Source organism: Brachybacterium sp., assembly GCF_052095815.1.
Lineage (GTDB): Bacteria > Actinomycetota > Actinomycetes > Actinomycetales > Dermabacteraceae > Brachybacterium.
Window position 1 is genome coordinate 157,324 of the sequence record NZ_JBQDLF010000001.1, and the last position, 13,861, is coordinate 171,184.

Annotated in this window: 12 protein-coding genes and 1 riboswitch; of the genes, 11 read left to right on the forward strand and 1 reads right to left on the reverse strand. The window is 71.1% G+C overall.

The genetic code is table 11. The features are described from left to right. The first annotated feature begins 105 nt into the window (after positions 1–105). The 9 genes from ACTH43_RS00760 (at position 106) to ACTH43_RS00800 (ending at position 10,006) form a co-directional block, all read left to right on the forward strand. Positions 106–2,091, forward strand: a complete 1,986-nt coding sequence (locus ACTH43_RS00760; protein WP_441443014.1) for a primosomal protein N' — start codon at positions 106–108, stop codon at positions 2,089–2,091. A 76-nt stretch (positions 2,092–2,167) separates the two neighbouring features. Then, positions 2,168–3,793, forward strand: coding sequence for an SLC13 family permease (locus ACTH43_RS00765; RefSeq protein WP_441443015.1), 1,626 nt, complete (start codon positions 2,168–2,170; stop codon positions 3,791–3,793). A 58-nt stretch (positions 3,794–3,851) separates the two neighbouring features. After that, positions 3,852–4,805 (forward strand): methionyl-tRNA formyltransferase, encoded by a 954-nt coding sequence (gene fmt / locus ACTH43_RS00770; protein ID WP_441443016.1) that lies wholly within the window; start codon positions 3,852–3,854, stop codon positions 4,803–4,805. Then, positions 4,802–6,391 carry a transcription antitermination factor NusB gene (locus ACTH43_RS00775; protein WP_441443017.1) on the forward strand — a complete coding sequence of 530 codons (1,590 nt, stop codon included), beginning with the start codon at positions 4,802–4,804 and terminating at the stop codon, positions 6,389–6,391. The genes fmt and ACTH43_RS00775 overlap by 4 nt, the downstream gene beginning before the upstream one ends. Further along, on the forward strand, positions 6,388–7,074 hold the full coding sequence (gene rpe / locus ACTH43_RS00780; RefSeq protein WP_441443018.1) for a ribulose-phosphate 3-epimerase: 687 nt from the start codon (positions 6,388–6,390) through the stop codon (positions 7,072–7,074). Before ACTH43_RS00775 ends, rpe begins: the two co-directional genes overlap by 4 nt. 169 nt (positions 7,075–7,243) lie before the next feature. Continuing rightward, a riboswitch (FMN riboswitch) is annotated at positions 7,244–7,361 on the forward strand. Positions 7,362–7,453: 92 nt separating this feature from the next. Beyond that, positions 7,454–8,161: a nicotinamide riboside transporter PnuC gene (gene pnuC, locus ACTH43_RS00785; protein ID WP_441443019.1), complete on the forward strand. Its 708-nt coding sequence runs from the start codon at positions 7,454–7,456 to the stop codon at positions 8,159–8,161. Positions 8,162–8,222: 61 nt separating this feature from the next. Then, complete coding sequence (locus tag ACTH43_RS00790) at positions 8,223–8,486, forward strand: phosphoribosyl-ATP diphosphatase (RefSeq protein ID WP_441443020.1); 264 nt, start codon at positions 8,223–8,225, stop codon at positions 8,484–8,486. A gap of 190 nt (positions 8,487–8,676) precedes the next feature. Continuing rightward, on the forward strand, positions 8,677–9,534 hold the full coding sequence (gene hisG, locus ACTH43_RS00795; protein ID WP_441443021.1) for an ATP phosphoribosyltransferase: 858 nt from the start codon (positions 8,677–8,679) through the stop codon (positions 9,532–9,534). Between the two features lie 7 nt (positions 9,535–9,541). Continuing rightward, entirely contained in the window at positions 9,542–10,006 is a 465-nt protein-coding gene (locus tag ACTH43_RS00800; RefSeq protein WP_441443022.1) for a PH domain-containing protein, read from the forward strand. Positions 10,007–10,109: 103 nt separating this feature from the next. Here the strand turns inward: ACTH43_RS00800 and ACTH43_RS00805 are convergent, their stop codons facing one another. Then, the gene (locus ACTH43_RS00805) at positions 10,110–11,225 is read right to left on the reverse strand and encodes a DUF3866 family protein (RefSeq protein ID WP_441443023.1); all 1,116 of its coding nucleotides are present in this window, start codon (positions 11,223–11,225) and stop codon (positions 10,110–10,112) included. 67 nt (positions 11,226–11,292) lie between these two features. Between ACTH43_RS00805 and ACTH43_RS00810 the strand changes: the two genes are divergently transcribed. Further along, on the forward strand, positions 11,293–13,284 hold the full coding sequence (locus ACTH43_RS00810; RefSeq protein ID WP_441443024.1) for a WYL domain-containing protein: 1,992 nt from the start codon (positions 11,293–11,295) through the stop codon (positions 13,282–13,284). A 132-nt stretch (positions 13,285–13,416) separates the two neighbouring features. Further along, the gene (gene tatA, locus ACTH43_RS00815; RefSeq protein WP_441443025.1) at positions 13,417–13,743 is read left to right on the forward strand and encodes a Sec-independent protein translocase subunit TatA; all 327 of its coding nucleotides are present in this window, start codon (positions 13,417–13,419) and stop codon (positions 13,741–13,743) included. The last annotated feature ends 118 nt before the right edge of the window (positions 13,744–13,861 follow it).

Below are 13,861 nucleotides of genomic sequence, written 5' to 3' on the forward strand. Positions count from 1 at the left end.
GCCGTTCCTGTTCCCGATCCCTCGCCGCCGGCCGCCGCGCCGAGCGACCCGGGCCGCCCCGCCGCGGCCCGGGCTTCGGGGCTGCGCACCACGGCAGGGTTCGAGGTGGCCTCGGAGCTCCCGGTGGCGAGCGTGCGCCTGGTGGGGGTGCTTCCCCATCTGGACCGGCCCTTCGAGTACGCGGTCACCCCGGCGACGGCGGCCGCGCGGCCGGGCATGCGCGTGCGGGTGCGGTTCTCCGGCAAGGACACCGAGGGGATCGTGCTCGGCCGCCACCCCGCGCCGACCACCGATCGGGCACTGGCGCCCGTGCACCGCCTGGTCTCCGAGGACGTGGTGGTCCCGCCCGCGCTGATGCGCGTCTGCGAGGAGGTCGCCGAGCGCTGCGCCGGCACCGTCGGCGATGTGCTGCGCCTGGCCCTGCCGCCGCGCCATGCCCGCGCCGAGAAGGCCGATCGCGCCGCGGAGGAGAAGGAGCGCGAGACGCTCCCGGCTCCGGACTCCGGAGCCGCACCGCCCGAGGAGCCCATGCGCGCCCGGCCCGGCGACCGCTATCCGGGACTGGCCGCGCTGCTCGCCCGGTCAGGCAGTCCCGAGGGTCCGGTGCCCCGTGCGAGCCTCACCCTCGATGCCGTCGACAGCTGGACCGACGTCGCCGCCGACGCGATCGGGGACCTCGATCCGGCCAAGGGGGCGCTTGTGATCGCCCCCGATCAGCGAGATGTCGCACGGCTCTCCCGGGTGCTCACCGAGCGCGGCATCGAGCACGAGATCCTCGCCGGCACCGAAGGACCGGAGAAGCGCTACCGCACCTTCCGGCGCATCCTGCGGGGCGCCACCAGGGTGGTGCTCGGGAACCGCTCCGCGGCGTTCGCCCCGGTGCAGGATCTCGCTCTGGTGATCTGCTGGGATGAGGCGGACGATCTGCTCGAGGAGCCGCGGGCCCCGTATCCCCACACCCGCACCGTGCTCCAGTGCCGCTCCGCCGAGGAGCGCTGCGCGCTGCTGTTCCTCAGCCCGAGCGAGTCCGTGACCCTGCGGGCGCTCGCGGATCTCAGCTATCTCGCGCGCCTGGAGCCGCTGCCCGGCCCGGTCACGGCCGTCCGCCCGCGGATCGTGGCGATGGATGAGTACTTGCGGGAACGTGAAGGCCCCTCCGGCCGTTCTCGCCTGCCGCAGGAAGCGATGCGCGTGATCCGGCGCGGGCTGGAGCGGGGCTCGGTGCTGGTGCAGGTGCCGCGTTCCGGCTATGCCCCGGCGATCGCGTGCACCTTCTGCCGCACCCGCGCCCAGTGCCCGCACTGCTCGGCGCCGCTGTCCCAGAGCGGTCGCGGCGGACCCCTGCACTGCCGCGTCTGCGGCCGTCGGGAGGACGGCTACCGCTGTCCCGAATGCGACCGCACCCAAGTGCGGGCCATGGTCATCGGCTCGACCCGCACCGCAGAGGAGCTGCACCGTGCCTTCCCCGAGGCGACGTTGAAGGTGGCGGGCGGCGCGCACGGAGCGCTCGCGGACGATGCCGTCCCGGACCACGCGATCATCGTCGCCACCCCCGGGGCGGAGCCGGCCCCCCGGTCCCGGTACGCCGCCTGCCTGCTGCTGGATGCGGACGCACTGCTGGGCCGCGCCGCCTTCGATGCGGACGTCGAGGCGGTGCGGCGCTGGCGGGGCGCCATCGCACTGGTGCGCTGCGCCGACGACGGGGGAGAGGTGCTGATCGTCGGCACCTCCACCCTCCCCGCGATCCGCGACCTGGTCGCCCACCGCTCCTCGTTCTTCCTGGACCGGGTGCTCGAGGACCGTCACGAGCTGGACCTGCCTCCCTTCCGTCGGGTCGCCGAGATCGTGGGCGACCGGGAGGCGTGCCGTGGATTCCTCGAGACCGTCGAGCTCCCGGACGGCACCGATGTCTTCGGCCCGGTCGATCTCGAGGGACCCGACGCCGCCGGCCGGGCCCGCGCGGTGGTGCGCATCGAGCCGGGCCGCTCCCGTGAGCTCGCCCTCGCCCTGCGTGCCGGCATCGCCGCCCGGAGTGCCCGCAAGGCCCGGGGCTCCCTGCGCGTGCGACTGGATCCGCCTGACGTGTTCTGAGTGTTCCTCCCCGGCGGAGAACACGCTCGCCGTAGGGTGATCGGCGTCACTGGATTGCCGAGACGGAAGGACGACGATGACCTCCGCCCCTGATCAGGACTCGACCGCCACCGCGGAGGAGGACCGGCCCGACCTCTCCGAGGGGGAACGGGCCCCCGCCGCCAGCGCCCGCAGCCTGCGGGTGCGTCGCCTCGGCCTGGTCCTCGGCCTCCTCGTCGCAGTGCTCATCTACTTCCTGATGCCCGCCGACGTTCCCCACGGTGCGAAGCTCACCGCCGCGACCGCGGTGCTGATGGCCGCGTGGTGGATGACCGAGGCGCTGCCGATCCCCGCCACCGCTCTGGTCCCGCTGGTCGTCTTCCCGGTGCTCAACAGCGAGGTCGGCGTCGACGACGTCGGCGCGTCCTACGGCAACAACGTCATCTTCCTGTTCATGGGCGGGTTCATGCTGGCGCTCGGCATGCAGCGCTGGAACCTGCACAAGCGCATCGCCCTCGCGATCGTCGGGACGATCGGCACCAGCCCCTCGCTGCTGATCCTCGGCTTCATGGTCGCCACCGGATTCATCTCCATGTGGGTCTCCAACACCGCGACCGCGGTGATGATGCTGCCCATCGGCCTGTCGGTGCTGATGCTCGTGAACAAGCTGCGGCTCGAGGACGCCGTCGCGAAGGGGGAGGAACCCGGCGAAGGAGTGGATCCCGATCCCGAGGGCGGCTCACGTGACGGCGAGGTCGCCCCCGTCACCTCGAAGTTCGGCACCGCGATGATGCTCGGCATCGCCTACGCCGCCTCCATCGGCTCCCTGGCCACGATCATCGGCACCCCTCCCAACGCCCTGCTCGCGGCGCACATGAGCCAGGAATTCGGGGTCACGATCGGCTTCGGACGCTGGATGATGGTGGGCGGGCCGCTCGCGATCGTCTTCATGGTCATCGCCTGGCTGCTGCTGACGAAAGTCCTGTACAAGCCCGAGATCACCGAGATCCCCGGCGGCACCGAGCTGATCCGTCAGGAACGCAGCAAGCTCGGCCGCATCTCCGCGGGGGAGACCAGGGTGCTGGCAGTCTTCGTGCTGGCCGCACTCTCGTGGGTGTTCATCCCGCTGCTCTCCGATGCGCTCGGCCGGGAGGATCCGTGGATCTCGGACGCCGGCATCGCGATGGTGGTGGGACTGGTGCTGTTCCTCCTGCCAGCCGGTGCGGCACGGGGCGTGAGGCTGCTCGACTGGGAATCCGCCGCGAAGCTGCCCTGGGGCGTGCTGCTGCTGTTCGGCGGCGGCCTCGCCCTGTCCGCACAGTTCAGCTCCTCAGGCCTGACCGAATGGATCGGCGAGGTCACCGAGGGCGTCGGCGGACTGCCCGTGGTGCTGATCGTGGCGGTCGTCGCCGCCGGCGTCCTCTTCCTGACCGAGCTGACCTCGAACACTGCCACCGCCGCGACCTTCCTGCCGCTCGCCACGGCCGTGGCCGTCGGCACCGGGATCGACCCGATGCTGCTCGCGATCCCCGTCGCGATCGCCGCGACCTGCGCCTTCATGCTCCCTGTCGCGACGCCCCCGAACGCGATCGCCTACGGCTCCGGTTATGTCACGATCCCGCAGATGGCCAAGGCCGGGCTGTGGCTGAACCTGATCGGGATCGTGCTGGTGACCGCCACCACGATGGGCCTGGCGGTATGGGTGTTCGGGCTCGTCTACTGACGCCCCCGGAGAGCTCTCGCGACAGCCATCAGCGGTGCCACCGTAGACTCGACCCATCATGCGACTGCTCTTCGCCGGCACCCCAGAGGCCGCACTTCCTTCCCTGCGCACCCTGCTCGACTCGCACCATGAGGTCGTCGGGGTGCTCACCCGACCCGACGCACCCTCCGGTCGCGGCCGCAGGCTCACCCCCTCACCGGTGAAGACCCTCGCCCTCGAGGCGGGCGTCCCAGTGCTCGAGCCGACCACGCTGCGCGACGAGACGGTCCAGCAGCAGATCCGCGAGCTCGCCCCTGACGCCGCGCCCGTGGTCGCCTACGGGAACCTGGTCCCGCAGGCCGCTCTCGACATCCCCCGCCACGGGTGGGTGAACCTCCACTTCTCATTGTTGCCGTCCTGGCGCGGCGCGGCGCCCGCCCAGCGCGCGGTGCTCTCCGGCCGGCAGGAGACCGGCATGAGCGTGTTCCGCCTCGAGAAGGGACTGGACACGGGGGATCTGATCGCCACGGCACCCACCCTGATCGGTGAGTTCGAGACCTCCGGCGAGCTGCTGGAGCGGATGGCGATCGACGGCGCCCCCGTGCTGCTGAGCGCACTGGACGCGCTCGAGGCCGGCACCGCGGTGCTCACACCCCAGGACCATGCACTGGCCACCCACGCCGCGAAGCTCACCACCGCCGAAGCCGAGATCGACTGGACGGTCCCCGCCGAACGAGTCGAGGCCCACATCCGGGGGATGAGCCCGCAGCCCGGCGCATGGACGTTGCTGGACGGCGCCCGCACGAAGATCCTGGGCGTCGAACGCGCCCCGGAGCACCCTCCGCTGCCACCCGGACAGATCGCGGCCACCAAGCGCCAGATGCTTGTGGGCACCGGCACCGGGGTGATCGCCCTGGCGACCCTCGCCCCGGCCGGCAAGCGGCCGATGCGGGCCGCGGACTGGGCCCGCGGTGCGGGCCTCGCCCCCGATGCCCGATTCACCAGCCAGTCGCAGGACGGAGTCACCGCATGAACCAGGACCGACGCAGCAATCAGGACCGCGGCCGACGCGACGAGAACCCGCAGCGAGACCAGCGCGACCAGCACGGCCGTTCCCGCTCCGGCTCGCGCGGGCAGGGAGGCCCCCGCCGCGGCTATTCCGAGTCACGGCCGGCCGAGCGGGCACGCCGCTCCACCCCCTCCCGCCAGGTCGCCTTCGAAGGGCTGCGGATGGTGCGCGAGGAGGACTCCTACGCGAACCTGGTGCTGCCCCGGCTGCTGCGCAGCCACCACGTCTCCGGCCGCGACGCCGCCTTCACCACCGAGCTGTTCTACGGCTCCCTGCGCGCACAGGGACGGCTCGACGCGGTCATCACCGCCTGCGTGGATCGCCCACTGGCCAAGATCGACCCGCCGCTGCTGGACGTCATCCGGCTCGGCGCCTACCAGCTGCTGGACATGAGCGTCGCCCCACACGCGGCGACCTCCGAGACCGTGGCCCTGGCCCGTTCCGTGGTCGGCGCCGGTGCGGCGAGCTTCGCCAACGCCGTGCTGCGCCGGGTGGGGGAGAAGGACCTCGAGCAGTGGCTGCTCGAGGTCGCCCCCGACCGCGAGCAGGATCCCACCGGGCACCTCGCCGTGGTGCACTCCCATCCGCGCTGGGTGGTCCGCGCCCTGAGCGACGCGCTGGCCGGCCACGGCCGCTCGCGCGACGAGATCGATGAACTGCTGGCCGCCCAGAACGCGGCGCCGGCGGTCTCCCTCGTGATGCGACCGGGCCTCACCGATCTCGACGAGCTGATCGACCACGGCGCGAGCCAGGGCCGGCTGAGCATCTTCGCGGCCTCCTGGCCCTCCGGCGACCCCGGCGGCATGGACCCGGTCAAGGAGGGCCGCGTCGCCGTGCAGGACGAGGGCAGCCAGCTCGCCGCCCTCGCCCTCGCGCTCGGCGCCGACGACCTGGTCCTCGCCGAGGACCACCACTGGCTGGACCTCTGCGCAGGCCCCGGCGGCAAGGCCGCGCTGCTGGGCGGGCTGACCGTCGGCCATGACGCGGACCTGCTGGCGGTCGAGCTCCAGGAGCATCGCACCGAGCTCGTCAACCGGGCCGTGGCGACGCTGCAGGAGGCCGGCTGCGAGATCACCACCCGCACCGCCGACGGCACCACCATCGGCAGCGAGCTGCCCGGCCGCTTCTCCCGCGTCCTCGCCGACGTCCCCTGCTCCGGGCTCGGTGCCCTGCGGCGCCGCCCCGAAGCCCGCTGGCGCCGCACCCCCGCCGACATCGGCCAGCTGGGCGGGATCCAGCGCGGGCTGCTCACCTCGGCCCTGGACGCCGCCGCGCCCGGGGGAGTGGTGGCCTATGTGACCTGCTCCCCGCACCTGGCCGAGACCCGCCTGATCGTCGCCGACGTGCTCAAGCGGCGCGACGACATCGAGCAGCTCGACGCGCGCGACGCGGTGCGCGCCGGGATGCTCCCCGCAGTCCGGCAGGACGTCGAGCTGGGCGAGGGCCCCGCGGTCCAGCTGTGGCCCCACGTCCACGGCACCGATGCGATGTACATCCACCTGCTGCGCAAGCAGCCCGCCCCCACCGAGGAAGGACTCCCGACGGCATGATCACCCCGTACTCGACCGACGGCCACTACATCCACCCCAGCATCCTCAACGCCGACTTCATGAGCATCGGCAGCGAGCTCGACAAGATCTCCAGCGCCGACAGCGTCCACGTCGATGTGATGGACAACCATTTCGTGCCGAACCTGACCTTCGGTCCCTCGATGGTCGAGCAGATCGTCGAGCGCAGCACGATCCCGGTCGATGCGCACCTGATGATCGCCGACGCCGACACCGAGGCTCCCGCCTATGCGGAGGCCGGTGCCGCGTCCGTCACCTTCCACCTGGAGGCCGCCCGGGCCCCGGTCAAGCTCGCCCGTGACCTGCGCAGGAAGAACGTGCAGGTCGGCGTCGGCCTTCGACCTGCTTCCGCGGTCGAGCCGATCCTCGACATCATCGGCGAGTTCGACATGCTGCTGATCATGACCGTCGAGCCCGGCTTCGGCGGCCAGAGCTTCCTGGACACCATGCTCCCCAAGATCCGTCGGGCGCGCGCGGCGATCAGCGGGGCCAACCTCGAGGTGTCGATCCAGGTCGACGGCGGGGTCAGCCGGGAGACCATCGAGCGCTGCGCGGAGGCCGGGGCGAACGTCTTCGTGGCGGGGTCTGCGATCTATCGGGCCCAGGATGCGGCCGCTGAGATCTCTGCCCTGCGCGAACTTGCCCGGGGCCACGCCGCCCATTGACCTGCGGCTGCGCCGCCCCCTGACCTGCGCCACGCCGCCCACTGACCTGCGGCTGCGCCTCCTGCTGATCAGCGCGGTCGCCTCCACCGTGTCCCCCGCCCCGTCACCTGCGTTCATGCGCTCTCCGGTGGCGGGGCCGACGGTCTAGGATGATCTGGTCACGACCAGTGACGTGCTCCGGGGTCGGTGAAATTCCGAGCCGGCGGTGATAGTCCGCGACCCGCTTCGGCGGTGGAGCCGGTGAAATTCCGGCGCCGACAGTACAGCCTGGATGAGAGGCGCACGTCCTGCATGTCCCAGGGCGCCCTCGGCGCGCGCTGGCGCCATGCCGGAACCCTTTTCCCCCGGAGCCACTGCATCCGACGGCGAAAGGACCGACATGGATTTTCTGCAGTGGCTCTTCGACGCGCGAATCGATTTCGCGGGCGGACAGTTCCTACTCCTGCGAGAGGTGCTCGGCAACGTCTTCGGACTGCTCAGCGCCCTCGGCGGCATGCGACGGAAGGTATGGGCCTGGCCCATCGGCATCGTCGGCAATGTGCTGCTGCTGACGGTGTTCATGGGCTCGGTGTTCGGCAACCCGAACTCCGTGGACCTGCTGGGGCAGGCCGGACGCCAGGTGATGTTCATCGCCACCAGCATCTACGGCTGGCAGCGGTGGCGGCAGGCGAAGCACGACGGCGGCACCGCAGTGGAGCCCGAGTGGGCCTCCTGGGGGACTCGCGTCCTGCTGCTGGTCGCGCTGGTGGGCGGCACCGCAGCGCTGACCCCCCTGTTCCGGATGCTCGGCTCCTATGAGCCGGTCTGGGCTGACGCCTGGATCTTCATGGGCAGCCTGCTGGCGACCTTCGGGATGGCCAAGGGCTGGGTCGAGTTCTGGCTGATCTGGGTCGCGGTCGACATCGTCGGCGTCCCGCTGCTGCTCGATGCCGGGTACTACGCGAGCGCATTCATGTATCTCTTCTACGGAGCCTTCACCCTGACGGGGTTCTTCGTCTGGTGGGGTGTGCGCAGCCGCCGCCAGGTGGAGGAGACGCGGGTGACGGTGGAGACCGCCCATCTCGATCCCACGGTGCGCAAGGAGTGACTCGCCTTCCAGCAGGTGGTCCTCTGAACGGGCCACCTGCCGGAACGCGTATCCTGTCGGCGTGAAGGATTTCGAGGCACTGTTCGCCGAGCTGACTGAGAAGGCCCGTACCCGACCTGAGGGGTCGGGCACCGTCCGCGAACTCGATGGCGGGGTCCATCAGATCGGCAAGAAGATCGTCGAAGAGGCCGCCGAGGTGTGGATGGCCTGCGAGCACGAGACCCATGAGGACGCCGCCATGGAGATCAGCCAGCTGCTCTATCACGTGCAGGTGATGATGATCGCCAAGGGCATCTCGCTCGAAGACGTCTACCGACAGCTCTGACCCGCCAGCTCTGACCCACCAGCTCCGACCCGCGCCGGTCTGCGGTCGAAGGTTCGCACCCGGTCCCGCGGTCTCCGGCTCTTCCGCCGTTGCCTCCGCATCCTCCGGGCTTGCAGCGTCTCGCCGCCTCCATCCTGTTCCTCTCCGTCCCACCCCCACTCGTGGCCGCCGCGGCGGCCGAGGAGGATCCGTGCTCCGCATCGCCGTCCCCAACAAGGGCGCCCTGTCCGATCCCGCCGCCGATCTGCTCCAGGAGGCCGGCTACCGGCGCCGCGGCACGGCCAAGGAGCTCGTCGTGGTCGACGAGGAGAACGGCGTCGAGCTGTTCCACCTGCGCCCGCGGGACATCGCGGTGTACGTGGGCTCCGGCACGGTGGACGTCGGCATCACCGGCCAGGACATGCTGCTGGACTCCCGCACCCCGGCCGATGAGATCCTGCCGCTGGGCTTCGCGCGGTCGACCTTCCGCTTCGCCGCGCCAGCGGGAACCCGCCGCGACGCCTCGGAGCTGCAGGGCGCCCGCATCGCCACCAGCTACGAGAACCTCGTCGAGGACTACCTCGCCGAGCGCGGCGTCACCGCCGAGGTGGTGCACCTCGACGGGGCCGTCGAATCCTCGATCCGGCTCGGGGTCGCGGATGTGATCGCCGATGTCGTCGAGACCGGCAGCACGCTCCGCCAGGCGGGCCTCGAGCCCTTCGGCGAGGCGATCATGACCAGCGAAGCGGTCCTCTTCTCCCGCCCCGGGCTCGAGCTCGACGAGGACGGCACCCACTCCCTCGAGGTCCTCGCGCGACGCATCCGCGGGGTGCTGGTGGCGCGCGAGTACGTGATGCTCGACTACGACATCCCCACGGCCCTGCTCGAGCGCGCCGTCGAGATCACCCCCGGCCTGCAGTCTCCGACGGTCTCCCCGCTGCACGGCGGGGAGTGGTCCGCGGTGCGCGCGATGGTGGACACCCGCTCCGCCCACCGCATGATGGATGACCTCTACGACGCCGGGGCCCGCGCGATCCTGGTCACCGCGATCCAGGCCTGCCGCATCTGAGACGCCGATGAGCACCCCCGCAGCGGATCAGCAGCCGGGGGAGAGCCGTGCCTCGATCGTGCTGCGTCCCCGGGCGGTACGGGTGGCCGCCTACCTCAGCGCCACCATCGTGATGGCGGGGATGATCGGCGGCGCGGTGATGATCACCAGCTTCCAATGGGGTGGACGGCTCGGACTGGTCGCCGTCGGCGTGCTGGTCTTCATCTTCTGCCATCTCGAGGCCTCGGTGACGGTCACCGCCCGCCCCGAGGTGCTGGTCGTGCGCAACCTGATGAGCACCCGCACCCTGGAGTGGGCCGAGGTGATCGGGATCAGCTTCCCGATGGGCGACCCCTGGGCGCACCTGGACCTGGCCGACGGCTCGACCCTCGCCCTGCACGCGATACAGCGCTACGACGGCGATCGGGCGATCGCCGCTGCGCATCTGCTGCTGGGGCTGGTGCAGGAACGGGGCGAAGCGGTCGGCGACTGAGCTCGATCGTCGTCACGAGGCTCTCGGGGCCTGAGATCGGTCCTCGCAACGAGGCTCTCAGGGCCTGAGCTCGGTCGTCGGGCTGGGGGCTCAGGGACCGGCGTCAGGCCCGCGGCGCGAGGGACGCGGCGCAGCGTCCCGCGAGCGCCGCGTACTGGAACGCCCAGGGATCCTCCGCCAGAGTGCGACCCATCGTGGTCATCCGCACCGGCATGTCCTCCAGCGCATCCCGCAGGCCCTTGGCATCGACCTCGGTGAGCTGGTGCCGCACTCCGCGCTTCTCCGCCGGCTTGAGGATCGTGGTTTTCACCTGTTTCCGTACAGACTCATGAAATGCGTTGTACCGGCTGTCGTTGCGGGGGAGCACGGGCAGGTGGACAGGGGCGAGCAGCGCACGGCCATAGGTGGTCGAAGAATGATGGGACAGGCCCCGATGTCGCTTGCGCTCATCGGCACCGGAGACCCGCAGCGTCGCGACGGGGCGGCCGCCGAGCACCGAGGCGGCATGGACCGCCTCGGCCGCCTGCACTCCGGAGAATCCCCAGCCGGTTCCGGTGCCCAGATTGCCGGGCCCCTGGATCACGATCGCGACGTCGGCGCCGACCACGTGCTTCGCCCCGAGCAGCGCCGAGTGCACGGTCACTGCTTCGAGGTCGCCGCCGAAGGACTGCCCGGCGCTGATCACCGAGGCCAACAGATCCGCTTCCCGCAGCCGGGCCGCGATGCGGGAGTAGGCCGCCGGCAGCGCGGCGGCGTCGGTGTGCACGTAGGCGATCTTCGCGGTGCGCCGCTCGGCCCGGATGCCCGCAATGATGGCGGGCAGCGAGGAGTGGAGATCCGCGACCACCACCGGCATCCCGTCGATGCTCTTCGCGGCGCGGACCGTCTCGTAGTGCTCCCCGTCGGGATCGTCGAGCGCGTCGACCATGGTCTGCATCGGGGTGTACCTGGCCTTGACCATGTGGCCGCTGGTCTCCGTCGCCTCGGGAAGCACATCGAGGCGGGCCACCACCATGGCGTCCCCGCCGGTGCCCAGCTCGCGGCGCAGGGCATTGGTGTTCAGCAGCACCCGTTCGCCCAGCTGGGGCTGACCGGTCAGCTCTCGGAAGGCGATCGCGGTGATCGTCCCCGCATCGTCATCGAGCTCGATCTCGAACCGATCCACACCGTGCCAGGAGCTCAGTGCGTCCTTCACGGTTCCCCGTTCCCATCGCAGCATGAGCACAGCCTAGAGCCGCGGCGCGGAAGCGGCCCATTCGGCCGGTCCGGACGGATAGTCTGACCGGGTGGCTTCGAAGAATGTGGAGAGACTCCTCAACGTCATCATGACGATCGGCTCACGGCGACGGATCGATCGCGCCAAGCTCTTCTCCGTCATCCCCGATTACGCGAATGCGGTCTCCGACCAGGCCGCGGAGCGGATGTTCGAGCGCGACAAGGCCGCCATCCTCGAGCTCGGCCTGCCCCTGGCGACCGAGCGCGATGTGCTCGACGAGAACACGGTGTACTACCGGATCGAGACGGCACGCTCCGGAGCGGTGCTGGATCTCACCACGGAGGAGTACACGGTGCTGCTCGCGGCGAGCCGTGCCTGGGATGCGGCAGCAGCCGGCGGAGCGGCCCGCCGGGTCCGCTCCAAGCTGCTGAGCCTCGGGCATGACGCCGACCCCGATCTGCTGCGACGCACCCCGCGCGGTGCGGTCGAGTCGCTGCCCGTGCTCTCGCCGCTGCTGGACTCGGTCGTGGGCGGCAGGTCCGTCCGCTTCACCTATCGCGCCACCCACGGAGCCCCGGCGGAGCGCCGGGTCGAGCCCTGGGTCGTCGGGGTGCACGAGGGCCACTGGTACATCTACGGCTGGGACCTGGATCGTTCTGCGCCACGCCTCTTCCGTGCCTCGCGCATCGAATCCTTCCCGGCTGACCTCGCTGCGGCTCAGCAGCCCCGGCCCGAGGACACGGATCTCTCCGGAGTCCTCGGGCGCATGCTCGACAGTGACGACCGGGATTCCGCGGTGCTGCGCGCAGCACCGTACAAGGCACTGTCGCTGCGCGACCGGGCGGGGGCGCCGCTCGAGGCTGAGCGCCTCACGCTGCCGAGCCTCCCGCGTCCCGCCGCTCGTCGCCTGCTGCTGGGCGATATCCGCTGGGTCGAGCTGCTCGAGCCGCAGCCCTGGCGGGAGGAGCTCGCCCAGGTGCTGAGCTCGATCGCGGACCTGCATGCGCAGGAGCCGCAGCTCTCGGAGCTCCAGGAGGCGACCGGCCGCCCGACGCCCAGGATCCGGCTCACCCCGCAGAGCGGCGACCACCTCTCACGGCTGATCTCCGCCGCGTCCTATGTGCTCAGCCGTGGCGAGGCTGATCTGGCGGAGCTGGCCGAAGCCCTCGACATCACTGAGAAGCAGCTGGTGACAGATCTGCAGGTGCTGTTCGTCTGCGGCGATATGGGTGACGGCTGGGAGGACCTGATCGAGGCGGAGTGGGAGCACGGAACGGTGCGGGTGCGCAACGCCGAGCCGCTCCGTCGTGCCCTGAGCCTCAGCGCAGTGGAGATCACCGCGCTGCTAGCAGGGCTGGCAGCTCTCGAGCCCGTCGCAGGCCAGGCCGAGCAGACAGTGGCCGCGGCACGAGCGAAGCTGCTGGCCGGTGTGACCGGCAGCCCCGACGACTCCGCGCAGGTGCCCACTCGATCCGACCTGGCCGACGCGATCACCGCCGACGAGATGGCCGCCCGCACCGCGGACCGCGCGGAGACGGTCCTCGCCGCTGTGCATGGCGCGCTGCGCGCGCAGCCCGGCGCGGAGGACGGACAGCTCGTGATCCGCTATTCCTCCTCCGACCGGCCCGGCACCAGCGTGCGCAGGATCCGGCCGCTGCGCATCGAGAGCGATGGCGTGCGCTCCTACCTGCTCGCCGACTGCGAGCTCGCCGGGGCCCAGCGCCGGTTCCGCCTGGACCGCGTGGTCGAGATCCTGCCCGCCGGCACCGCCATTAGCCGCGCCGACGCGGGGGAGCAGCAGGCCCTGGCCGGGCGCGTCGAGGGGGAGGTCTGGCTCCGGCTCGAACCTGCCGGGCATTGGATCGCCGAGTCGTTCGGGGCCGCCGAGATGCGGGACGGCGGGGACGGCGAGGCCTTCGCCCGGCTGGACTCGCCGCTGCTGGCGCCGCTGGTGGATGCGGTGCTGGAATCCGCCGGTGCGGCCGAGGTGCTCTCGCCGTGTGATCTCAGAGACACGATCGTGACCGTTGCAAGAGATGGCGCGGTACGTCACACCTCGTAGGAGCCGTTACGCTGGGACGACCCGCCGTGCGGTGGGCCGAGTCGCCACCGTGGCGACCCGTCCGGCGCCCAGTCCGCTGTGGGATGATAGGTGCGCCCGCGCCGTCTCGTGGCGCTGTTGAAAGGGACTTCCATGAACTTCTTCCGCAACCCCTGGGCGATCGTCCTGCTGATCGTGCTGGTGATCCTTCTGTTCGGGGCCAACAAGCTCCCGGGTCTCGCCCGCAACATGGGCAAGTCGATGCGCATCTTCAAGAGTGAGGTCGAGGAGCTCCGCGGCGAGGAGAAGCCCGCCGACGAGGACGAGGAGGACGATCGTCCGGCCCGCTCCACGCGCCCGCGTGAGGACCGCGACAGCCGTTCCCACGACGACCGCGAGTACAACCCTCGCGATGACGCGGACCGCGGCCGCGAGCCGATCCGCGCCCACGACGACGACGATTCCTACCGTCGCGACTGAGCATCTCGGCGCAGAGCGCGCCGTCGACAGCGGGCCCGGGTGGGAGACCGTCCGGACCCGGAGCGCTGGGAGGAAGCAGACCCGTGGCGAGTGATACGCAGGGACGCGAGCAGACCGA